This is a genomic window from Robinsoniella sp., from assembly GCF_034124845.1.
Window position 1 is genome coordinate 1 of record NZ_JAWYAJ010000192.1, and the last position, 24397, is coordinate 24397.

The window sequence follows — 24397 nt, forward strand, 5'->3', positions numbered from 1 at the left end:
GAAAGTAGAAAAAGTCCTTTATTTACAAGGACTTTCCTAACTTCTTTGACTGTTTCCTATTGTATTTGTGCCCCCCTGTTAGATACCGGGGGGCGAATGGTTGTGTCGGCAAGCCGCCCCAACACGGCTAGAACGAACCAGCGGCTTTCGCTTCGCACGCCGCCTGTCCGTCCTGCCTGTTTTGCATAAGTCCTCTTATTCCTCTTAGGAAGTCATGTCCTTTGGGTACAAGGGGAGTGTAGAACTCTGATATGACGCTCGTTCCCGTATCCACGTAGCCACGCCCTTTGATCTGCTTTAAGAAAAAGTCTTTGTCCACCTCACCGAACATCATAGAATATCCCAATTCACTCATACGACCTAATGCAACTCGGAAATTGAACTGGTCACGGATACCGTCACCAAGATATTTAGCGTCAGGTCGCTGGCAGGCGAGAATAAGGAAATATCCTGCCTGCCGCCCAAGCATGACGATCTGTTTCAGCTTATTCAAGACCAAGGCGTTTTCCTTTGTCGTCAGCATTTCCATAAACGCCACATACTCGTCAAAAATAAGGAAGTGGGGCGGCAGACCTAAATAGGCATAGTTTTCCCCTGTCTTGTAACCGTCCATGAGCTTCATGGCTTCGCTCCGTTCCATCATGCCCTCATAAAAGCGGTCGATACAGTCTGTGATTTCCTCCTTTCGGTAGTAGACTTCGGGCATGACAGTGGACAGGTCGGCAAGGTCGGCGTTCTTCGGGTCAAGTACATATAGCTCGGCGTTGGTACGCAGGAGAGCTTCTATGATGGTAAGGATAAAGTAGGTCTTACCGCCGCCAGTACCGCCAGCAATGAGCATATGAGGGAGCTTGTCATACTCCCAATACACATTTTTCATGAGCCGCAGGCTGCCACCTGCCGCCTGTACCTCGTCTATGGTGATACGGTTGGCAATGGTGTCATAGAGCAGCACATATTCCACAAAGCTGTCTTTCAGCTCTTTGGAAACCAGCTCACAGTACAAGCCTGTTTCCAGCTTCTTTTCCAAGTGCAGGAGCTGGTCTTGATATTTTCCCAAGGTGATTTCTGCCAGTATGTGAATAAGTCCATTATCTAGGCGGTAGTACACTTTGGGAAAGTGGGTGATTTTCTCCTTTGACCTGCTGGCTGGCAGGTCTTTGAAAAAGCTACCATCCTGTGACTGCTCGGACTCATACCAGCCATTTTCCAGTATCATCCGTGACAGCTTTTGACGGTGACAGAGCTGTTTTATCCTGTCCGGCTGGTAACGGACGTACAGGAAAGTAGCCAATACGCACACCAGCACCGCCACTATGAGAGATACTATCATGTAGGGTGTGACCGTGAGTTTTATGCTGCCATTCTGAAATAGGGATACTGTGTTCCAGTCTGTATGCAGCAGTGCGTTGATATTCAAAAGTAGCACGACCGTAAGGAACAAGCACGTCAGCCGACCGCCCAATGACCGCACCACAAGCGACCTGTCACTGGCTCGGATACGGTTGCCTTTATAGTTTTTGTAAAATCTCATAAATCCTCCTTTCCTCAATGGTTATAGTCCTGTGTGTTATAGCGGCAGGTGTTCTTATCAAAATGCGGCTGCCAGATGGTTTCATAGACTCTGTTAGAAACCCGTCTTTGAAACAGCAGGCTGCCATCTTTGGGATAGTGGTGTCTGGCATAACAGGGATAGGCGTTTAAAATCTGCCTTGCTTCTTTTGTCAGTGGGTAGAGATAGCGGAACATAAGTCCGTTGATCTTCTCAATCCCTTTGTACTCACAGAACGCATGGGTCAGCCAGTGCCGCTTCTTTACACCATCCATTCGGGCATTTTCTTCCAGCAGTATTCTGGCACTTCGGGGATGTATCTTTTCGCCTGTTTCCCGGTCACGGTATACGCTCGTCTTGAAGCTGCCAAGGTAGTAGAAGTTAGAAGCCTGATACACATAACCGCATTTCCCCTCTATGCCATCCGCAAGGGTGTATAGAAAAAGGCAGCCTGTGTTCACCCGTAGCCACTTTATCAAAGCGGAGAGGGCAAGGCTGCCAAAATACTGGTTATGGTTCATTTCTGGTAGAAAGCACATTTTCCCGATTTCCAGATAATCGGATGTCACCAGCTCATGCTGTGGGAAAAGCTTGCGGATGGTCTGTAAGGGTTGCGTGCCCCATCCAAGCTCCACAACCCCCGTCAATCGGTTTTCATGGTAAATCCCCAAGAAGTAGACGCAGAGCCGTGGTATCACTTTGGAATAGTGGTACTCCCGTATGAAAGTGACTGCCGTATCTTTGGGGATTTCCCGTATTGCTAAACGCTCAATAAATCTAATTCTCCTTTCTGTCCTCTGTCAAAATCCCACTAACAGGTTTATTTCCCGTTGGGATTGTCTTTTTTCGGCTGCTGGTTCTGTGGATGTCCAGTAGGCTGACCGCCTTTGTTCTTCAATACAATGTCGTCGGCTTTGATATACCAGTCAACGTCTGCACCTTGAAATGTGGCGGTCGCCACCGTGTCTGCCACAGGGTTGATGATCTCCACCTCGGCGTTGTAGTCAAATTCTTTTAACGGCACAGAAGCCGGGATACTCACCTGTATCATGCGCCCCTGTCCTCTGGACTTCAAATCATAGGTGCGCTCCTTGATTTCCTCGGATACCGTACCATCTTCATTCTGGATGTGTACCTCACGTCTAAGGGCAGAGAATTTCAACACCCCGAATGTCTTTCCTTTATCAATGATAATTCCGTTTGCTAATCTCATAATCTCTTGACCTCCTTATGCTTTCACCATGTCGTCAGCGGACAGGATATAGTTGGTAAATCCACGAGTACCGATTTTGTAACCGTCAGCCGTGATTTTCGGGTTGATAAGTTTTACCTTTTCCTCTACCTCAAAATTTTTCTCTCCGGCAGAAGCAGGCAGGATAACAACAATGTCGTCGGCTCTCTGTACGTCAGAATACAGATTGAAACTTCGGGAAATGACCGTCATGCGCCCATTTACCCGACGCTGCTCGGTCTTGCCCTCTCCGGCATATTCCAAGTTTCCAAATGTCTTTTCCATGTTAGGGATTACGTGTTTTAATTCCATATGTGTTTACCTCTTTTCTTTTTATGTGCGTAGCTTTAAGGAAAGAGCATGGGGGAGCTACAATCCCCCATACCCCCTAGTGGACTGTTTTTTTCTATCAATCAAAAAGACGATTGACAGAAAAGAAACAGTGTAAAGGTTATATCCGGCAGTTTGAATCACCCCGGCAGGCGGTGAGCGTGTATGCAGCTTCATAGGCAGTTACCTCACATCTTATTTATCACTGTCATGCTTCATGGAACAGCGTTTCTTATAGGCTGCAAAAGCAAGACCAGCCGCAGAGAGTCCAAGCAGGACAGCAAAGGCAGCCACATTGGTGTTATCACCCGTTTTGGGGGAGTCCGTCACCTTATGGCTCGGCGTGTCTGGTGTTTCCGGTTTCTTTGGCTCTTCGGGTGCAGGCGTTTCCGGCACTTCCTTGATTGTGACCGTCTGCCCTTTGTCTGTGATGTCCTTATGTTCTGTGACTTTTACAGGCTCGTCGGGATTGGTGATGTCGTAGAGTTCCTCAAAGGTCACAAGCTGCTTGCCGCCCAACTTTGAAGCGTCGAATGTAAAGGAAATTTCCACATCCATTTTGGTGTCGGCAGCGGTGAATGTGTAGTCATTCTCTACACGTTTCCCGTCAATGAGAAGCTCGGTATTTTCATCCTTTACCATCTGCCAGCCTTTGAGCTGGTATTTTGTACCCACTTCCAGACCATCCAGCGTGACCGTATCCACGATTGTGACCTCTTTGCCAGCTTCTATGACTTTTTCACCGTCTTTGCTGGCGGCAGTGGTATGAATTTTGATGATACGCTCGGTGATAAGAACCGTCTGCCCCTCGTCCTCTATGTCTTTATGTTCCGTGACTTTTACAGGCTCGTCGGGATTGGTTACGTCGTAGAGTTCCTCAAACGTCACCAAATTCTTGCCGCCAAGGGCAGAAGCGTTGAATGTAAAGACAACCTCCACTTTCATTTCCTCCTTATCGGCAGTAAATGTATAATCACTCTCCACACGCTTGCCATCCATGAGAAGCTCGGTGTTTTCATCCTTTATCATCTGCCAGCCTTTGAGCTGGTATTTTGTACCCACTTCCAGACCTTTCAGCGTGACCGTATCCACGATTGTGACCTCTTTGCCAGCAACAATTATTTTCTCGCCCGTGGCTTTGTCCGCAGCGGTGGTATGGATTTTGATTACACGGTCTTTGATGGATACCGTTTGTCCGTCGTCCTCAATGTCCTTATGTTCAGCCACTTTGACAGGCTCGTTCCTGTCGGATAGGTCGTACAGTTCTTCAAATGTCACTAAGTCCTTGCCACCGAGAACAGAAGCATTAAACGTATATTCCACTTTAACTTTCATTTCCTCACTGTCAGCGGTGAATGTGTATTCACTCTCCACACGCTTGCCGTCAGTGAGAAGCTCGGCGTTTTCGTCTTTTATCATCTGCCAGCCTTTGAGCTGGTACTTTGTGCCCTTTTTCAGACCGTCCAGCGTGACCGTATCCACAATCGTGACCTCTTTACCAGCAACGATTACTTTCTCACCCGTAGCTTTATCCGCAGCGGTGGTATGGATGGAGATTTTTTTCTCGTAATCATCTGTGAGCGTTCCCAAGTCAATGACTACCTTATCTCTGGAAACCACAATCTCAAAAGCCGGAATGAGCTTAAAACCCTTATTACTGTCACAGCGCAATTCCTCAATCTCGTAGGTATCGTAGAGCAGCGCACCTTTGGAATCGTCTGGTTCAGACGTACCGAACCATATACCATCCTCGCTGGTCTTGCCCCTGTTGGTATTCTGTTTGTGGGATACCCAGTCAGAAGCAGTGGAGAACTGCCCGTTTTTATCAGTCACGACAACATGGCTCTCACCTGTGGTCTTACTGGTAATGCGGAATGGAACGTCAGCAAGACGCTTGTGTGTTCCGTCACCGATTTTCACACCCTCAATGTCGCCACGCTTGATCTGGTTGTAGATGGACTGCTCCGCACCAGTCAAATCCACGATTTTGCCATTTTCCTTGATGGTAAACTCACAGGAAACCGCACCTGTTGTCAAGTAGCCTGCCGGACTCTTGCTTTCATCTAAGCGGTATGTTCCGTAAGGCAGTGTATCCGCAGCCGTAGAAGCGATACCGTCAATGCCTGTAAGGATGGTTTTCACAACCTCGCCTTTGTTGTAGAGCTTGCCATCCACTAGCACAGTGTTCTCATTTAGGCTGGTGATGGTGAACTCCGTATCTTTTAATGTTGCACCGCCCTGTGGCTTCGTGTCCTGTGTTTCAAGGTCACGTTTCTGGATTTTCACACCGCCACGGATAACCTTGTCAGACACAGAATACTGGTTACTGCCTGTAAGCACCGCCAGCTCCCCATCTTCGGTGATCTGTGCCAGATACATTCCCTTAATCTGTTCCTCACTGCCACCTGCCTGCATATACGCACCCTCTAACAAGTAGCCTGTCGGACTCTTACTTTCAGATACGGTCAGTGTTCCAAGCGGCAGGCATGGCACGCCATCCTGTAAGTAGAAGCTGTCGCCGGATACCTTGTAGCGGTCTGCCAGCTTTGTAATGTAATGGATAGTTCCGTCGCTGCTTTTTTCAGCCACGGTCTTTGTCGTCCATGTACGGGTCGGCTTTGCTGGCAGGTTGTCTTTGCTGTAGTACCCGTCATAATAATTCCAGACGAACTCTGCACCCTCCAAAGAAGCTGCCCCCTGTGCCGTTACCTTTGATGTTTCCATGTCTATCTTGAAAAGCTCAATCAATGTGGTTGTGACTTTGGGCGTATCACTGACTTTCAAGGTGGATGTTTCACCAGCTTTGACAGTCAACGGATATACCGTCTTGTCCAACTGGAAACCAGCCGCCGGAACGGACAGCTCTTTGATATAGACTTTGCCAGCCGTTACCTCCACCGCTTCGGTGTTCCCGTCCTTATCTGTCGTGAGGGTGGCAAGCTGTTCCTTGCAGCCTTTATCAGCAAAGACACCATACGTCGCACCAGCAAGGGAATAGCTGTTGTTTCCGTTGGTAATGGTGGGATTGGAGGACACCTTTTGAAGTGCCGCATTTCCCACATCCAGCTCCGCCCAGAACTGTCCTAATTCCTGTCCGTCGCCAGAATAGATATAGCCGCCGCAGTCGTAGCGTCCTTTGTTAGCTTTTACAAATGCCTTTGCGCCAGCGTATACCTCGTCCTGTACCGCTTTGGATACCTCGTCATAGGCAGCTCGTACATGGTCGCAGCTCCATCCTAAATGTACGCTCAAACGCTGCCAGACAACGCACTGCTCCAATAGATAGACCTGTTTGTAATTCAGTTCCTTGTGGCTGGCTGCATATTGCTTGACGTATTCCAGCGAGAGGGCAACGTCGGCAATCTGGTCGGCACTCATACGGGAACTTGCGTCCGAACGAGTCTTGTAGCCGGACTGAAAATCTGTGTTGATGTCAATACAGTAGGCGGTTTCTCCCTCCACCTGCATAATGCCCTCATGGAATGTAGAACCGATACTGCCATCATTCATAACCTTTTCTACATAGCCTGCCTTTTCCTGTGCGTCCGTCCAGTATTGTTTCTCCGCAGCCTGTACCTGTGAAGCTGGTAAGGTCGTGAATACCGCAGCCAGACTTAGTACGCCAGCAAGCAGACGGTTCATAATCTTTTTCATATCGTTGTAAATCCTCCTTTCGTGATTTTGGGTAAAAAAATAGACGCTCATTTCTGAACGTCTGAAAGAGAAAAGGAACGCTTTACATTTTGCGTTCCTCTACCTGTAAATCCTATTCAATTTTCAATACTGATGTGCTGTGTGTAAACCTCATAGATAAGTGCCTTTTGACACCAATTTTGACACCAATTTTCTGCCAAATGACGATTTCTGATGAAACGTGATAAAATCATAAAACCCGTGAAATGCCTGTAAATAGGCACTTACGACACTTTATGAAGTTAGACAAAATCCACGTCATGATAACAACCCTCGAGTGCTAATAAATTTATGAAAAAATTGTGAAGTTTCAAATTTTAGAAGCGCCATCTACTCCACATACTCCTTAAGCCTCACTAAAATGCTTTCCCTCTGTGACCTTTGAAAAATAAAAACCGGTACAGTTACGCAAGCTGCAACAACCGCAGCAAATAGAATCAAATTGCTCACCCATGGTATCGCAAAGGGTACCCCATAAATGTTCAAACTGTGAAAAACACCATAACTAATGGGAAATCCGGCAGCCAGCCCCATTAAAACAGAACTAACTCCATAACCTGCACCTTCTATAACCAGCATTTTCTGAAGCTGCTCTGCCGTCATTCCGATACTTTCCAGGGTAGCAAATTCCCTGGTCCGGTTTTGAATACTGGCGGTCATCATATTTATATAATTTAACATCGCAAGCATTGCAATAATAAATCCAATGCTGTTTCCCAGTACCTTAACCTGGGTTTCCGAATTCTTCATCTCCATATACTGATCGAGTTTTGATTCTGCGGATACCTGTTTTTCTCCTGCAAACACCTCCTTTACCCTTTGCTCCGTCTCCATATGAAAAGCTTCTGTATAATCAACTGCAGCCAGTTCTGTAAATGTACTGCCCATTAGCTGCTGTGCATACTTTTCACTTACAATCAGATCCGGCGTATACCCTCCGGCGAAATAGGCGGGGTTATTTTCTGTAACCGCTGCAATTTGAATTGTGTGTTCTTTATCCGGCTGCAACCCTTCCGGCAATAAAAACTTTACTGTTTTACCCGGAATTCCATTATCACCTTTCGTATACATCTTTGCTGCTATTGCAATTTTTCCCTCTTCAAAATCCTTCCACTCCAAAACATTTACCAGACTCTTATTTAACTTTTCAAACCCTGCTTTATCAATCCCCGTTAATCGGGTAATAAAGTTGTAGTGCTCCGGATTTGTCTTATATAATTCCATGTCTTCTTCATAATTACCCGGTGAATATCTGGACTGATAAACTTCTTTAAAATAATCTCCGTATACATTTTCCTGAAAGGGAATGATGACAGGCGTAGACGTAACCTTTCTTACGCACTTTACCCCCTCCAGCTCCCGGATCTGAGCAATTTTATCGTCCGTTATCAGATGTTGTTCCTGCTCATCCAGGGTGGTCATATTTTTAAATTCCATATCGTAATCATAGATTTGATTTAAGATACCTTTTGCGTCATTTTCCCGGACAACTACATTGATGATCAGGAATAGCGATACTGCTATCAGAAAGGACAGAAAAATAATCACTGCCTGCTTTTTATCCCGGAACATATTTTGCACAGCCATTGAGAATACGCCCCCGCTTTTTTGCTTTTTTATTTTTCTTCTTCCGGTTGTGCCGGTGTAGCGCATAGCTTCTACCGGTTCACTGTCTGCTGCTATTTTAGCGGGTTTCCTGCTGCTGATCAGATTCGTGGCAAATGAAAAAATGCAGGCAGCGACGTATACCCATAATTGTCCTTGTACAATCTCATTGCTGCCCAAAGCGGGATTCACAATTTGTAAAATCCTGGGTATGATGACTCTGGAAGCCGCCGCTGCCGCTAAAAGTCCTGCCGGAATTCCGTACAGGGCATTCCAAATTGCCTGCCGGTAAATGATTCCTTTCAGCTGGGAAGATGTCATTCCCAGTGTTTTAAGCTGACCATAGTACCGGATATCCTTGGATATGGAAATATACAGCGTATTAAAGATAAACAGATATCCGCTGACAAATATCATGCACAGCATGGCGGCAAGCCCTGCAATTATTTTACAGAAGTTTTGGACCGTGTCATAATCTGCAGCAATAATCTGATTCTCCCTTAGTCCGGCTTTCTGCTGCATATCCACAATGTCCGCTTCAAAATACAGCGGATTATTTAAAGTAATCTTTAAACTTCCCTGTGTAAAATCCGTCTGCCTTACTCCGGTAGAAGAACAAAACGCACCGGACACATATCCTCTGCTATCTCCACTGTAATCTTTAAACCATCCGCATAGTATAAAATCCATTCTTAATATTTCTTCATTCCCTCCCTCACGCAGGGTAAAATAATCCACAGGCAGACTCATTCCAATCCGGGGACTGGTTATTCCCATGGCATTTAATGTGCTTTGGGAAAGCATTATTTCCTTTTCACTTTTGGGGTAGGTCCCCTCTACCTTTTCTAATGCCGGAATGACCTGCTTTTCCCAGCACGTTTGATCCACCCAGAATAATCTAGTTTTATCCAGTGAAATCTCTTTGTATTGTTCCATAATGGCACACTTCACGGCAACTCCGGCATATTTTACACGATCCATTGAACGGATCAGCTCTGCCTGTTCTTCTTCCGGCTCTGATAACTCAATATCATAATCCATCCCCTCCATCCGTACCTGACGAAGGGATAAGGTATCCCAATAGCTCATGCCAATGGAAATCACCACTGCAATTAAAAAAGTTGTCAGGAATATAGCCAATACCGTCAACATATTTTTCTTTCTGTTGGCTTTGTAGGTTTTTCCTGCAATATGTGATACAACCTTTTTATTTTTTACTTTCAGCATATTCTTCATCTCCCTTACAAATTTTTTTCTAATTAGCCATAGTAAAACAACGTACAATTGCAGGTTATAAATATACGACGAATAATTAAAGTTCTTACTTAGCAAGGACGTTTAACCCTTTTCTGATCACAGAACAAAAAACAAATCCTCGTCTCAAGAACAGCTGCTATACATTAGTTGTTTTACGCCAATCGCGTTCAGCATGCCACAACCCCAGAGTTCAACCTGCTGAGAAAACCAGCTTTGTATCAACAAATGCTATCTCGGTATTGCCACCCGGTTTTATGTCCATAGAATAGCAAAGGATTCTTTCTCAAATCTTTCTTAAAGGTGACACTATTGACACAATTCTGCTGCTCCGTAAATCATGCATAAAAACTCCTGCTTGCTTCCTTACAATAAAAAAGCCAGCGTCCGGAATAAAATCCTTACGCTGACCATACCTAATCCTATTTACATGAACATACTTCCATCTCTTTACTGCTTTGTAAGCTTATCCTTACCGCTCCATCCTGTCTTCTGCTCTTAAATCCCCGCAATATTCCCCGCTGAAACCATACTCTGCCAGAATCCTCCCATACACAGCTTATGATTCTCATCTTCCGGATCTTCCTGATACAGAATCATAGGCTCTTCCAGTTCTTCCAGGCACCTTGTCTTTCCCTCCAGATAACGCCGCAGTCTTTTTTCTGCACTTTGAAGGCGTATCATGACACCCCCGATTCGGATATCCAGAACTTCATAGCCAAAGGGCCTGCACTCTGAATACCATATCTCTTCCCTTTTTTCTTTCAGGCAGGAGACTTTTGGCAGGAGCGTTTTGATCCGGTCTGCCAGCAATGCAAGGGTTTCTCTTTCTCCGGCACGATATGCCTTTCGAATTTCTATCCCCAGCATGGCTTTTAGTGACAGAATTTCAGCCAGCGTTATATAATAGCCGAAAACGGTATCCATTGAAAATCTGCTTTGTGTATCCGTGGTAAATTTATCTTTTGTACACAGCAGTTCTTTCAGCTGTATTTCCAGTTTCTTGTAATAGCGCCCCATATCCAATCCCAGACCGGCAATCTGGCCGTCAAACAGACCGGTAAGAACATCCTGATACAGCAGATATTTGGACGGATTATCTGCATTTTCATTATCTTTTTTAACACCGGGGGTATGATCAAAAGCATCCAGCAGGTGATACGCGTCAGCTGTATAGCCGGTTAGCTGGAAAAGCCAGTCATTGAACTCCTCCTGATGTACCTCTTCGCAATAGCAAAGCTGTGCAAAATATAAAGCAGAATAGAATGCTGTCCGTACCGGTGTCTCCGTACCATTGTCAAACCAGAACGTACACATCACTTTGTCTGTATGCTGCGCTCTGCAGGATGCCATCCCCTCACGCAGTGTTTTCTCTGCTTTGCTGTAATTTGGTGCAATTCCATTCCAGGTCCATCCGCCCCCTGCAAACCGTATGTTGTCCGTCAGCTTTCGGTGAAGCCGGATATTCTTATCGTAGATCTCCCTATCATGATGGTAATAATCCCAGTAAACCAATGTGAGATCCTCAGGAAGTTTTCCCGGAAGATTAAATTCCGTATCATCCGGCAGATCGTAATAATCCCCGGTGGGTGACTTAAGTCGGAAGAACATATCGCTCCAAAGCATCATTTCCAGTCCTTCTTCCCGGCAGATACCGGACACCATGTCCAGATGGCTTGTCATAATTCCGTATCTCTCCTGAAATCCGTTATTGCGCAGATACTGTCCAAGTCCCAAAAGATCCGCTTCATCCATGCCCACATGTATTTTCTTAGAAGAAAAAGGCCTGGATACGCTTTGTATCATTTTCTTTACGAATTCTTCGGTATCCTTAGTGCCAACCATCAGGATATCTTCCGTATCACGGAGGTTTTTGGTCTTTGGCCAGCGCAGATAGGTATGGAGATGTGCCAGGGTCTGAATTGCAGGGATCAGTTCCACCCCCGCCTTATTTCCGTAATCATTCAGCTCTTTCAGGTCCTCATAATTATATTTTCCTCTGTAAGCTCCAAAGTATGATTCTCCTGGAACTTCATATACATCCTCCATATAAAGGTAAAGCTGATTCATACCGGAGGCTGCACAGAGACGTATAAACTCTTTCATCATTGGCTTATCCACCGTTCCGTTTCTGGAACAGTCGATCATAATCCCTGTTTCTTTAAAACAGATTTTCTCTTCCTTTGTAAATGGTTTCCCGGTTTCATCCTCTACGTTCTGCAGAAATAAATGCAGTGCCCGGTAAAAATGCACTTCTTCCTTTCCATACAACTGCACCTTCTCGCCGTCAAACTCTACCCTCAGAACATCTCCCTCTGTAAATTCAAATGTAATGCACACACCTTCCCCAGCACATTCATGCCCCTGATTAGTTAAAAATATTTGTGTCATTTCTTTTCTGTTTCCGTTGATTCCCGTTAAATTAAATTTCATGACCTGTCACCTTCTCCCTTTCTTTCCAGTTTATTTTTTCGGTATTCCGATGGGTAAACGCCTATTTTCTTTTTAAATACCTTGGAAAAGTACAGCGGATTGGGGTATCCCACCATCTCCGCCACATCCTTAGCCAGTATTTCCTCATCCATCTCCAACAGATTTTTTGCCCGGTCCAGACGGATTTTCTGAATGTACTGAGACAGTGTATAGCCACTGTATTCTTTAAAAAGGGTACTCAGATAAGGGGCTACAAGCCCGAATTCTGATGCCAGTACCGCCGCAGTTATGGGTTCCGCCATATTTTCTATGATATAGCACTCCACCTTTTTCATAAGATTCTCAGAAGTCTCCGCTTTCCTGTAAATCTTTCGTTCATCCAGCATCTGTCTTAAATTCAGAAATAAATGCCTCACATCAGATGAATACAGGATCAGATTCCATATGGTTTCTTCCCGTTCTTCCTCACTGCCATATGCAGCCTGCGTCTGTTCCTCCATGCTCTGGAGAATCCTGCTGATGATCTGGAGACATTCTTTTTGACGAATCTTACGGGCAGTGAAAAATGCCTCAGCCTCTTTTAGAAACACTTCCTTTCTGGTATCAGACAATTCTCTCCCAAGGGAATAAAAGATATCCTCTCCAGCGGGATATGGAGTAACCGTACTGTCTGCGTCTCCTTCTATTACAAAACTTTCTCCAAAAAGGATATTCTCCTGCAGTTTCCTTCGCAGCTGATGGCTGACCATGGGTATTTCATGGGTTTCTAATAAACCTTCATGGAAAGCTGCCGTAATCTGGATTCCTTTTTCCTTCATCTCCTCCAGCATTTTTCTTGCAAAAACTGCCAAATCTGCTTCATTCTCCGGTACAATCAACAGTATTTTTTCATTTGCCTGATTCTTTTCAAAAGAATATACACAGGATGCTTCGGTTAGCAGCCCTGCCGCAACTAACTCTATATCCACTCCCCGCCAGAAGTCGCATTCAACAATATTCTCCTCCATGCCATCCCGAATCAGCGGTCCTGCACAGAAATAAATCATCTGCAGCTTCTCTCCCGGCTTCGCAGGCTTTCCCGTATAGACTGCCTCAGCCAGTCGTTCTTTTTGCCTTTTCATAAGCATACTTGTGTATCTCTCTGAAATATTATGAAGGGTTTTCTCCAGTTCCTCTTTCACAATCGGCTTCAGCAGATATTCCTTTACTCCGCATCGGATTGCCTGCTGGGCGTAACTGAAATCACTGTAACCGCTGATTACTACTTTTGCAGCCTCCGGATATTTTTCATTTGCATAATCCATAACTTCGATCCCGTCTGCCAAAGGCATATTGATATCGGTAAAGATCACATCTACCCGGTTACTTTTTAAATACGTAATTGCTTCTTTTCCATTATGGGCACACATGACTACCGAAAATTCCGGATTCAGCTTTTCTATCATCGTCTTTATTCCTCTTAAAAGGGGAATTTCATCTTCCGCTATAAGTACTTTTATCATTTAACTCTCCCCCTAATAAAACCACGGCACCTGTTTCTCCGTTATACAATTGAAAAACAAAAGATTCTCCATAAGTTATTTTCATCCTGGTATAAATGTTTGGAAGACAGAGCCCGCCAATCGCAATATTTTCCAATATGGCTTTTACATCACTCCTGTCCAGTTCCTCTTTCTGCTTCCTGAACTTATCCAGGAACTCATCGCTAAAGCCGCTTCCGTTATCTTTCACGGTTATATACCATTTATCCGCTTCCGTCCAGGCGCGTATGGAAATATTCCAGACCGGATTTACATTTTTAAGCCCATGCTGAAAACAGTTCTCACAAAGAGGCTGTATAATCAGTTTGGGGATACCGATGTATCCTGCATCCTCTTCTGTCTGTATCTGAAACTCAAACAGATCTTCATACCTCACTTTCATAAGCAGCATGTAATCCTCAGCGATTGCAAATTCCTTTTCTACAGTACTGAATCCGTCACCCATCTGAGTATTGTACCTTAGTATTTCTCCCAGCTTCTGACAGATATCCGGTACTTTTTCATTACCGTCCAGCTGGGATTCCATAGATATAATCGCCAGCATATTATGTAGAAAATGTGGGTTCATCTGAGACTGCAAAGCAAAAAAGTGGGATTTCACTTCATTGGTTTTTGCCGTAATCTGATTCTGCATACTGTCATTTAGCTTCTTCAGCATAGCATTGAAAGAATCCTCCAGACGCAGCACAATATCTGCTGAATCTTCATCCGCAATTGCCACGTGCAGATTATCCATCGTAATGGATTTCATGGAATCATTCAGGTTCACCAGCGGTTTTGATAAATGCCTGACCAGAATCTGTTCCAGCATAACGGCAACGAGCATTATAATTCCTACCGTTGCCGCCAGTACCAGGTAAAACTGGTTCATGGCATGGTTGAATTCAACCGGATTTTTGTAAAGTTTTACGGAATAGGGCGCATTCTCCAGCGGAACCTCCATCCTGTAGATATCTTTACCTTCCAGATCCATCCCGCCTGTTGTGCGGTAAATGCTTTTTCCATCCTGGTTCAGGATTTCCGCCTGGATTCCCGGTCCGAAGTCCGCCAGAATTCCATCCAGTTTTTCCGTTGATTCCTGAACTTCTACATAACCGCATCTGGAACTGTTGGAGTAATAATCTTTAATTTCCCGCACTACCGCCAGATAATCCGTCCGCTGTGCCTCCCCGGATGCCAGTACATCCGTCCCCGGTTCCCGGTAGAACACATATCTGTCCGCCTCCTGAAAGAACTCACGGACATCCCGAAAGGCGGTTCCTGCAAAAAACTGCTTCACTCCTCTCTCCGTAACTGCCCGGTTAGAAGTGCAGACCCAGTCATCGTAACGGTTATAAAGACAGATTCTGGAATGTCCGTCATTTTTAAAGTTATAGGATTCCAGAAGCTTTTTGACTTCACCCGTTATTATGGGATGGCTGGTAAAGTAGTTCTCTTCCGGTTCCGCCGGAAGTGACTGGAAGACCCTTACAATATCCGGGTTCGCCGCTATCTGCAGCGCCGCCCTGTCCATATCGTAAAACAGGATATCCAGCTGTGTGGCTGTCTTTTCCGTAATAATACGAAAGTCCTGCTCTTCCTTCTCCTTCATCTCTCCTACTACAATTCTGTTGAAATATCCCACAAGTCCTAAAATAATTAACATCATGATCACAGTATGGTACAGAAAAAACTTGGTTTGGTACTTTAATTTCTTCATTTCTATTCCCATTTTATATTCCAGGCAAGCCTGCAATACTGCCACAATATAAAGCGGATGAAAGCATCAAAATGTGGCTCCCTTTCAATTTCAGATTTTCTTTCACTCTTTTTCCCGTTCTTCTGTTCATCATACCTTATCTGTATCAATTTTTGAAGTACCAAACTCTTTTCACAGCGGCTAATGACTATTAGGTAATCAGCCCTTTACCGCCCCCGATGTCATACCTTCCACAATATATTTCTGCAGACAGAGATATAAAATAACAATCGGCAGTACCGTAATGACAAGTGCCGCAAACACATAATTCCAGTCTCTGGAATAAAGCCCATAGAAATTAAAAATCATCATTGGAATCGTTGTGCGCTCCGAACTGCTCATGAGATACAGCGGAACCTGAAAGTTATTCCAGATGCCGATAGCCGCAATAATTAAATTGGTAATGGTAATCGGCTTCATAATCGGAAGCAGAATTTTGAAAATCAGCTGAAATGCATGGCATCCGTCCATAACAGCGGCTTCATCAATTTCTCGTGGTATCCCTTTTACATAGCTTGAAAATGTCATGACGGCAAATGGAAGGTTCACTGCTGCCAGAACCAGAATCACACTAAAATAAGTTCCGTATAAATGTAATTTCAACACCAAGGCATATGTAGTAACCATCTGCATTGTAGCGGTTAGCCCGAATACAAAATAATAATACAGTCCCCTGCCCTTATTGTCATCCCTCCTGGAGATAATAATCCCGGTCATTGCACCGAAGACTATAATCACCGCTACCGCCGTAACCGTAATGATCAGGCTGTTGGTATAACCCCGTAAAATCCCTCCTGTTTCAATTACATGCCTGTAATTTTCAAACTGCAGCTGTTTCGGCAGGTTCAAATTCATCTGAAGCGCTTCTCCCTGGGTCTTAAAGGAACCGAATACCATCATAACAATCGGTATAATATATACGCTGGAAATGAGAATTAAAATCAGAATAGTCACCATTTTTCCCATCTTTTTCTTTTTCACTAGGTATCCACCTCCCTGGATCTTAAAAATTTATTTAATGCAAACGTGATTCCCACTATGAAAAATGAAAGTATTAAGGCACTCGCACTGGATTTACCAAGCAATCCCATACCAAATGCCCGGAAAGTATAGGTACTGAGCACCTGGGTATCAAATCCTGGACCCCCTCCGGTGAGGGAGTACACCAAATCAAATACTTTCAGGCCACCTGTAATGTTTAAGGTTACCACAACCGTAAAGGATGGTGCCAGCAGAGGAAGTGTAATTCGTTTAAACTGCTGCCATTTTGTCGCTCCGTCTATCTGGGCGCTTTCGTAGTACTCCCCGGGAATCGCCTGCAGACCAGATATAAATAAAAACATGGTAAATCCTGCCCACATCCAAACTTCAATAATGATAATCCAAAGCATTGCTGTCCCATAACTTCCAAGCCAGTCCCTGGTGAGGTTTCCCTGTCCGATTGCCGTCAGAAAGTTATTAATCAGACCGTCCTGTTTCAGAACTCCCGTAAACAAAAGTCCTACGATCATACAGCTGAGCACACATGGAAGATAAAACAAGGTTCTGAAAATACTGTTACCTCTGAATTTCTGCACAACCAGCAGCGCCAGGAGCAGCCCAACCACTGTTTTAAAAACAGTAGTACTCAAAGCAAAAAGCATTGTATTCCACATGGACCTGAGAAATACTTCATCCTGAAATAAATTAATCACGTTTCTAAGTCCGATAAATTTTGCATTGTCCATCCGGTCCATATTCCAGTCTGTAAAGGAATAAAAGAATGCAGTAATAATCGGTATAATAAAAAATATGGTATAAACCAGCGCCGCCGGAGCTCCCAGCCACATGGGATAAATTTTTGATAACTGTTTCTTATTGATAACAACCACCTCTTTCTCATTCAAAAGGAGCTGCTATTGCAGCTCCCCCAGTTCCTGTATCTTAGAATCCTTCTGCGCCCTGATCAATCATGTACTGTTGGAAGTCGCCCTGGAATTTTTCCATGATCTGTTTGCCATCCATATTACCTTTTGCAGGAGCATCTACGTAATATACATATAAAGTACTTTCGAACAGTGGATTGAGATCCATAACAGAGTAGTTAAACTCAGGAATAACTTTTCCGGCTTCTATATATTTTTCATTTACGGCTTTCAGGTATTCGGGAACTTCTCCGCCATTTACATCCTTGAATGCAGGGAATGCCGGTCTTTCTTCAAAATATAAATCTGCATATTCCGGCGTTGCCCAAAGATTCAGCACCTTCTTGACCGTATCCATGTTTTTTGAATTTTTATAAACTACAAAACCAGCAGATGACATGTTCTCAGTCATAACATCCACGCCATCTTTCATAGACATTGCGAACATCCCTATCTTAGCCTCCGGATTTGCCTCCAGCACTGAGGCTGCAAAGAAATCTCCGTTGAAATGCATGGCTGCCTTGCCTTCTGCAACTGCAAGAATCGCATCGTCATATGTGGCTGAAGCAAAATTATCATTTATAAATCCTTTTTCATACAGGCTTAAGTATTTATCAATCACCTCTGCAAATTCCGGAACATCTGTCCATTTCGTCTCATTTTTCATTATCTTTTCGCTGAACTCTTTTACTTTATCATCCCCAAGGGTCTTGGCAAAATTATCCGTCATAAGAACCTGTGGCACCCATGTGTCTTTTGGCATGAAAATTGGTGTTACCCCGCTGTCCTTAATTTTCTGGCAGACATCCAGGAACTCTTCCCAGGTATTTGGAACTGTTACACCGCACTTTTCAAATACATCTTCGTTATAGGTAAATCCATGTACTCCTGGTACGGACAGGAATGGAAAGCCATAAATTTTCCCGTCATCAGCCGTTACATTTTCCGGTATTTTCAGTTTGCTTACCCATTCTTCACCAGACATATCTGCAAAATTAGCAGCCGGATCTACAATATCATAGATAGCAGGCACATTGTAATCGATCAGATCCGGACACTCACCGGAATTCAGCTTCATTTTAATCATGTTCAGCGACTCATCATCCGGAACTACCTGAACATCCACTTTGATGTTTTCCTCTTTTTCTAATTTCTGAATCATATGCTGCAATCCCGGGAAATTTCTGGACTGCTGCACCAGTGCCGTGATTGTCTGTGTCTCTCCTGATTTGCTTTCTGCAGTTCCCTCCGTATCAGTATCTGCCTTGGCTTCGGTAACCTCCTTGCCGGCTGTTGCCGCCTTATCTGAATTGTCATTGCCTGTCCCGCAGGCTGCAAGTGAAAGTACCATTGCTGCCGATAGCAGGACTGCTGCCGCTTTTTTCTTTTTCATTTCAATTCTCCTCTCTTTGATTGATACATATAAAATAATACAATTTATAGGTTTCGTACATGGCATATTTTCAAATGCTGCATGTCTTTTTTTAAACTTTTTCTATTTATACCACCTTACATAATCCACTTCCATCTCAGCTGGTAGATACTCGTCGGCAATTGTACCAATCCATCCCCCAAGCCCATAACTTAAGATAAAAATTTCCGGGGTATTTGGCACATTATTTTTCTGTGTTGCCACTACTTCTCCATCCAGCAAAAAGTTTATGTACTCCGGTGTCCATTCCATTCCAAACTTATGCCACTTATATGGATCTTTAATGGTTGGCTGTGCATGGAATTTCTCATGGGGATTATATGTATAATTGTCATAATGCATGGTAATCCAGTATTTTTCAGCCAGTCCTGCATGTTCCGGTGCTCCCTTTGGATGGGGTCTTTCCAGAATATCAATCTCGGCACCGAAGTTTTCCTCATCTCCCCAGAGCCATCCCCCATTTGCTTCATCTGCCTGAGGCATTGTCCACACTGCCGGATTGCTTCCCGGTACATCGGGGATTTTAACCATCGCCTCTACATATCCATATTTTTCTTCGAATTTATCTCTGGTCTGAACCATAGCAGAGCGGTAATTACTAGTCACTCCGTCAAACACCGTTTCTTCTTTACTTCCAAGCAGCCGTAAAGTTCCTTCGCTGACATATGCATTATCCGGATGAACTGCAACATCAGGAGAATTACCGTAACGGAACAATCCGGACTCCTTTAAGTCAACACACCAGTTATTCCATTTTGTAAGATCCAGTGTATCTCCATTGAAGTTATCTTCAAACACAAGAACCTTTCCCTGAAGTTCCGGTGCATTTTCAGCTGATACACTGACCTCACAGGAGGCTGTTTCTCCTGCTTGCGCATAACCTGTTATCGTTGCGGTACCTTCTTTTATTCCCGTTACCGTTCCGTCCGCTAAAACCGTAACCGCTTCCGGATTGCTGCTGTTCCATGAAATATTCTCACCGGCAATCTCGGTCAGCTGAAGAACTTTGCTCTCTCCTTCTGTCAAAGCCATGGTCTGCTGACTGATTCCCGCCGGCTTAATGGATTCATAAAAGGTAAACTCCGCTGCGGTAGCTGCTGTCTCTGAATCAGCCCCCCCTAAACTCCCCTTCTTAATCTGAATCTGAACAGCTGAAAGACGCTCTGCAAAGTTAAGCTTCACTTCCTTATCCCGATGATTATTTTCCCAGAAGCCATGTTCTGCAAGCGTAACCCTTTCTCCATCCTGGGTTGTCCCATAAATGGAGTATTCCAGAATCATTCCATTGGGATTGTCATCCTGGCGGGGTGTATATACCAGTTTCGAAAGCATTTTAGGTATATTAAAATCAACATCAACTACAATGGGCTTTTCATTTAACCCCTTGTCACCTGTTTCCCATGCAGCATCCCAGAAGGTATTCCGGTCCCGGTCAAACGCTTTTGCAATTTCAGCACCTTTGTGCTCACTATTTGCCCGAACGGTCATGTCCTCCACATTAACTTCCTGCTGATAATCATTGCCTTTCCCACTTCCATCCGCCAGTACCGAAAATCCTGTAGAACAGAAAACCATAGCAAACGCCAGCGTCCCATAAATAAATCGTTTTGCTTTCATCATTTTCCTCCCTTTCCTTTTTATAATGATAACTTTATCGGAATCCGCTATATTTGTACATGTACAATATTCAAAACTTATATGTACGAAATTTAAAAGATTAATTCACAATCCTACTGTAAAAACGCATTAACACACCATTAACATAGCATCTGTGTTCTATCCTTCTGATTAATCACCTCCTGCGCTGCCCGGCTGGATTGATAGCGTTACTCCGGAATATTTACAACACCCGGTAAAATCGCTGCATCCGCCGGATCCATTGGTCCCAATATGTTAGCCTGGATAATAGCCGGCGCAAGTACTGTACTATGTGCATTAGTGTATGCAGAACTGTCTCCCGCTATGCCCAAAGCTGGAGGATCCTACGTATATATATACGAGGCTTTTGGACATGGTGCCTCCTTCATGTATGGCTGGTCTATGATTTTCGGCACTTTTCTGCCCGTTATGGCCATGATGGCTACCGCCTTTGCCAGCAATTTTGCTGTTCTGTTTCCCGGACTGAATTTATCCGTTACCGGTCAGCGTCTGGTAGCAACAGCCTTGATTTTGATCCTTTCTTTAAAAAGCTGCATCCAAAATACAAGACGCCTCACATCACCATCTTAGTCTATGCCGCAGGTGCTGTAATTTTTATCTGGACAGGCAATTTCATGACGTTTCTGATGATGAGCACTTTTGTAGGCTGCCTGAGTGAGGTTGCTGTATGTATTGCCCTGATCGTTCTGCGCAAAAAGCAGCCTAATCTGGAGCGATCCTTCAAAATGTGGGGGTATCCTGTTACGGCTATTCTGGCAACAGCAATTACCTTAATTCTAGTATTCAGTGTTTCCACCCAGGAGATGATAAGCGGAGGTTTCCTGATGCTGACATCCGTCCCGGCATATCTCATTTTCTTGTTTACAAATAAGAAGATGCGTACTGTCGCGGCTGAATCATAATAAGATAAGTGCCCTGATCACCATCCGGCGGTCAGGGCACTTATCTTATTAAATCATTTCTTTCCTGTAAATTCTACAAATTTATGCCCGTAATTACTCCAAACAGTACAGGGATACTTTTCAAAATAAAAGCTGCTGAATAGAGCCTCAGATTCCGAAAGCCGGAATGCCAGTTCAAACAGCTCTTCCGTCATCGTAAAATAAATCTGGTCATCTTTCAGGCACAGCTTCTCCAGATATTTTATTTCCTCTGGTTCTAAAATGGCCTGTATGCGTTCTTTCTCATCCTGTTTTAATCTGCCGTAATAAAAATCCAGATAAGAATGATCCAAACCATTTTCCGCGATCTTGTCCCGCAGATACTGATGAAGATCATCACCAGATCCTTCTACATATGCCCAGTCATAGTCCCGGAAGCCCTCCTCTATATTCTCAATAAAGATGCATCCCTTATCTGTCAACTCATTCCTTGTAACCGGAACTGGTCCGAATATCTCCTTGGATATTTTTAGAATTTCAAGCATATGACCAATATTGCCTTCTCCGGCAAACTTTTTCATATCATAAAAGTTCTGCTCAAACCCAAGCCAATGGAGCGGATGCTTTTCCGGTTTGAGTATGACATCATGGTTTAACACCCCTGCATAAACTTCCATTCTCATATCCTGTAAGTGCCAGCAAAAATCCATAAAATAGTATAACTTTACGTCCTCCCTGCTGATACCGGTTTCTTCCTCCAGTTCACGATAAGCCGCATCCTCGGAAGTTTCTCCCGGTTCTATTTTTCCTCCTACAAAATTAAATAATCCCTCATATGGATCATTCATTCTTTTACAAAATAGAATCTGGTCTTTTTTCGGATTCAAAATAATAATTGTATTATAAATTCGCATAACTGTCCCCCTGTTCCTGTTGTCCTCCCAGAGCGTATTTGATAATTCATTCCCGTAAAGTGTGACGCACAGCTGTCAGAAAGCACTTATAAAACACGTTCTGGTTTATAGAAAATTAGCAAAAATGGAAGCTCCAACTACGGTTAAAATACCTGAAACCGCAATAGACAAGCTGCTCATTGCCCCTTCTACCTCACCTAGTTCCAGCGCCTTTGATGTACCGATAGCATGTGAAGAGGTGCCCAGTGCCAGACCTACCGCTATCGGTTCATAGATCCGGAATAATTTGCACACCAGCTCTCCCACAATATTGCCAAGAACCCCTGTAACAATAATAACCGCAACCGTAATAGTTGCAACTCCGCCTAATTCATCCGACACCCCCACTCCAATTGCAGTGGTGATGGACTTCGGTAATAGTGTAACATAATATTGATGTTCAAGTCCAAATAAATATGCTAGTGCCAGCACACTAACTAAACTGGACAATACCCCAGACACGATTCCAAATGTGACTGCCACCATATTTTTTTTCAAAAGCTCTAGTTGCTGATACAGAGGTATCGCCAGACAGACCGTTGCCGGAGTCAGAAGATAGCTGAGATATTTAGCAGATTCATTAAAACTGTCATAATCCACGCCCAACAGTTTAATCACTAAAATCACAAATATAATAGATATCAGCAATGGGTTAAAAATTGCCTTCTTAAATTTTTTCCGTATCAGAATACCTAACACATATCCTAAAATACATATTGCTACGCCAAAATAAACGGATTCACATAGAAATTCTTTCACTACTTTCCCTGTCCTTTCGCTGTTTTTGAATAATCTTCTGAGACGACTTTCCAGTTACCACCATAACAATAATCGTTGTAACAAAGGTAATGATCACAATTGGAAGCAAAATCTTCTGCAGATCACCCCAAACTACAATTAGTCCCACCGCGGCCGGAATAAACATCGGCGGCATAATATCCAGCAGGAAGTGTGCTGCATCGATGACACGATGAAGCTTTATTATTTTAGTTGACAGGCAAAAAAGCATCAATACCAACCCGTAAATGCTTGCCGGTATCGGAAGGGGAATAAAATAGTGCATCATTTCCCCTAAAAAGGTTACAATCAAAATAATCCCAAATTGACCCAGTAATTGCATAATCTCTCCTTTTATACATGATGCCCTGTTCTTACAAACAAGGATTTGCGCATTTTCATACGCCGGTTAGTACAGCAATTTCTAAAAAGCCAGTAATTCCAATGGCTGCTTAGAAAACGCCGCACGCGTTATTATCAGATACTCAATTATTGTATAATTGTATACAATCTTTGTCAAGGGTGATGCTGTACGTAATTTATGAGTTGCTCAAAATAATTTTATGCAACTATACAATAAATCTATCCCATACAGCATTTGAGAAATGCCCCTGCCAAACATCAGATTTTCCCAACGGCTCTCTCCACAAGTCTCCGAAAAGCCGTTTCAAAACGGATATCGTCTTCTTCCGTCCTCTTCCCTGGACCTTTTCCATGGAATTTAGAAGAACTCCTTCTTGCCTTCTTGGACAGATGCCGTTCAAACAGCATCTGATCTATATTCTCATTTGTATATTCCTTACCACTCTGATGTATGACATACACCCCTTTTCCAAGGGCCATTGCCGCAACCCCATAATCCTGAGTTACCACAATATCCCCTCTGGCAGACCTGCCGATCAGGGCAAAATCGGCAGAATCTGCCCCTTTGTCAACAATCATTACCTGTGCGTAATCCGAACTCATAACATGAGAAGTATCACAGACCAGAATAAGAGCAATGTCCTTCTCCTTAGCCACTTTCTCTGTAATCTTTACAACTGGACATGCATCAGCATCCACTAATATCTTCATATCTTCCTCCTTAAGACTGCTCAAGAGCGTGTTTAAAAATTGCTTTCTGGCAACTGTGCGTCACACTTTGTGGGCGATTTGTCCCAGATAAGAGCGGCGCAACGGGCTATGCAACCTGAATTCGGGGCAAATATAATGCAAAGTGGGCATGCAGATGGCGGGAATGATTTTTCAACCAGACTCTAGAGCGTGTTTTAAAATTGCTTTCTGGCAGCTGTGCGTCACACTTTGTGGGAGATTTGTCCCGGATGAAGGGCGCGTAGCGGGCTACGTAACCTGAATTCGGGGCAAATATACCGCAAAGTGGGGCGTGCAGATGACGGGAATGAATTTTCAAACA

21 protein-coding genes are annotated in these 24397 nt (G+C 44.0%); 3 read left to right on the forward strand and 18 right to left on the reverse strand.

The window, feature by feature from the left end; translation table 11 throughout:
• Positions 1 to 127: 127 nt before the first annotated feature.
• The 13 genes from ACH2DQ_RS09000 to ACH2DQ_RS09060 form a co-directional block, all read right to left on the reverse strand.
• A complete protein-coding gene (locus ACH2DQ_RS09000) occupies positions 128 to 1534 on the reverse strand; it encodes an FtsK/SpoIIIE domain-containing protein (RefSeq protein ID WP_395026443.1) in 1407 nt (468 codons plus the stop codon).
• A gap of 14 nt (positions 1535 to 1548) precedes the next feature.
• Positions 1549 to 2325: a hypothetical protein gene (locus ACH2DQ_RS09005; protein WP_395026469.1), complete on the reverse strand. Its 777-nt coding sequence runs from the start codon at positions 2323 to 2325 to the stop codon at positions 1549 to 1551.
• Positions 2326 to 2372: 47 nt separating this feature from the next.
• The gene (locus tag ACH2DQ_RS09010) at positions 2373 to 2765 is read right to left on the reverse strand and encodes a YdcP family protein (protein ID WP_395026447.1); all 393 of its coding nucleotides are present in this window, start codon (positions 2763 to 2765) and stop codon (positions 2373 to 2375) included.
• 15 nt (positions 2766 to 2780) lie between these two features.
• Positions 2781 to 3095 (reverse strand): YdcP family protein, encoded by a 315-nt coding sequence (locus tag ACH2DQ_RS09015; protein WP_044304197.1) that lies wholly within the window; start codon positions 3093 to 3095, stop codon positions 2781 to 2783.
• Between the two features lie 213 nt (positions 3096 to 3308).
• Complete coding sequence (locus ACH2DQ_RS09020; protein ID WP_395026451.1) at positions 3309 to 6767, reverse strand: VaFE repeat-containing surface-anchored protein; 3459 nt, start codon at positions 6765 to 6767, stop codon at positions 3309 to 3311.
• Positions 6768 to 7136: 369 nt separating this feature from the next.
• Positions 7137 to 9638: an FtsX-like permease family protein gene (locus ACH2DQ_RS09025; RefSeq protein WP_395026453.1), complete on the reverse strand. Its 2502-nt coding sequence runs from the start codon at positions 9636 to 9638 to the stop codon at positions 7137 to 7139.
• Positions 9639 to 10163: 525 nt separating this feature from the next.
• Positions 10164 to 12098: a beta-N-acetylhexosaminidase gene (locus ACH2DQ_RS09030; protein ID WP_394913904.1), complete on the reverse strand. Its 1935-nt coding sequence runs from the start codon at positions 12096 to 12098 to the stop codon at positions 10164 to 10166.
• Positions 12095 to 13600: a response regulator gene (locus ACH2DQ_RS09035; protein WP_394913905.1), complete on the reverse strand. Its 1506-nt coding sequence runs from the start codon at positions 13598 to 13600 to the stop codon at positions 12095 to 12097. Before ACH2DQ_RS09035 ends, ACH2DQ_RS09030 begins: the two co-directional genes overlap by 4 nt.
• Entirely contained in the window at positions 13572 to 15338 is a 1767-nt protein-coding gene (locus ACH2DQ_RS09040; protein ID WP_394913906.1) for a histidine kinase, read from the reverse strand. Before ACH2DQ_RS09040 ends, ACH2DQ_RS09035 begins: the two co-directional genes overlap by 29 nt.
• A gap of 198 nt (positions 15339 to 15536) precedes the next feature.
• A complete protein-coding gene (locus ACH2DQ_RS09045) occupies positions 15537 to 16358 on the reverse strand; it encodes a carbohydrate ABC transporter permease (RefSeq protein ID WP_394913907.1) in 822 nt (273 codons plus the stop codon).
• Entirely contained in the window at positions 16358 to 17263 is a 906-nt protein-coding gene (locus ACH2DQ_RS09050; protein WP_395026457.1) for a carbohydrate ABC transporter permease, read from the reverse strand. The genes ACH2DQ_RS09045 and ACH2DQ_RS09050 overlap by 1 nt, the downstream gene beginning before the upstream one ends.
• Before the next feature lie 37 nt (positions 17264 to 17300).
• Positions 17301 to 18674, reverse strand: coding sequence for an ABC transporter substrate-binding protein (locus tag ACH2DQ_RS09055; protein WP_394913909.1), 1374 nt, complete (start codon positions 18672 to 18674; stop codon positions 17301 to 17303).
• Positions 18675 to 18776: 102 nt separating this feature from the next.
• Positions 18777 to 20333, reverse strand: a complete 1557-nt coding sequence (locus ACH2DQ_RS09060) for a family 16 glycosylhydrolase (protein WP_395026461.1) — start codon at positions 20331 to 20333, stop codon at positions 18777 to 18779.
• Between the two features lie 270 nt (positions 20334 to 20603).
• Here ACH2DQ_RS09060 and ACH2DQ_RS09065 point away from each other — a divergent pair, with 270 nt between their 5' ends.
• Both ACH2DQ_RS09065 and ACH2DQ_RS09070 read left to right on the forward strand, forming a co-directional pair.
• On the forward strand, positions 20604 to 20942 hold the full coding sequence (locus ACH2DQ_RS09065) for an amino acid permease (protein WP_394913911.1): 339 nt from the start codon (positions 20604 to 20606) through the stop codon (positions 20940 to 20942).
• The gene (locus ACH2DQ_RS09070; RefSeq protein ID WP_394913955.1) at positions 20930 to 21274 is read left to right on the forward strand and encodes a hypothetical protein; all 345 of its coding nucleotides are present in this window, start codon (positions 20930 to 20932) and stop codon (positions 21272 to 21274) included. Before ACH2DQ_RS09065 ends, ACH2DQ_RS09070 begins: the two co-directional genes overlap by 13 nt.
• Before the next feature lie 53 nt (positions 21275 to 21327).
• On the opposite strand, the gene ACH2DQ_RS09075 is transcribed toward ACH2DQ_RS09070, so the two are convergent.
• From ACH2DQ_RS09075 to ACH2DQ_RS09095, 5 genes are all read right to left on the reverse strand, one after another.
• Entirely contained in the window at positions 21328 to 22167 is an 840-nt protein-coding gene (locus tag ACH2DQ_RS09075; RefSeq protein ID WP_394913912.1) for an NUDIX hydrolase, read from the reverse strand.
• Positions 22168 to 22272: 105 nt separating this feature from the next.
• Positions 22273 to 22965, reverse strand: coding sequence for an LrgB family protein (locus ACH2DQ_RS09080; RefSeq protein WP_394913913.1), 693 nt, complete (start codon positions 22963 to 22965; stop codon positions 22273 to 22275).
• The gene (locus ACH2DQ_RS09085; RefSeq protein ID WP_394913914.1) at positions 22946 to 23326 is read right to left on the reverse strand and encodes a CidA/LrgA family protein; all 381 of its coding nucleotides are present in this window, start codon (positions 23324 to 23326) and stop codon (positions 22946 to 22948) included. Before ACH2DQ_RS09085 ends, ACH2DQ_RS09080 begins: the two co-directional genes overlap by 20 nt.
• 278 nt (positions 23327 to 23604) lie before the next feature.
• A complete protein-coding gene (locus ACH2DQ_RS09090; RefSeq protein WP_394913915.1) occupies positions 23605 to 24057 on the reverse strand; it encodes a YaiI/YqxD family protein in 453 nt (150 codons plus the stop codon).
• Between the two features lie 32 nt (positions 24058 to 24089).
• A complete protein-coding gene (locus ACH2DQ_RS09095; RefSeq protein ID WP_395026472.1) occupies positions 24090 to 24236 on the reverse strand; it encodes a DUF6783 domain-containing protein in 147 nt (48 codons plus the stop codon).
• On the opposite strand from ACH2DQ_RS09095, the gene ACH2DQ_RS09100 reads away from it, so the two are divergent.
• On the forward strand, positions 24221 to 24337 hold the full coding sequence (locus ACH2DQ_RS09100; protein ID WP_395026467.1) for a DUF6783 domain-containing protein: 117 nt from the start codon (positions 24221 to 24223) through the stop codon (positions 24335 to 24337). The genes ACH2DQ_RS09095 and ACH2DQ_RS09100 overlap by 16 nt on opposite strands.
• Positions 24338 to 24397: the final 60 nt, after the last annotated feature.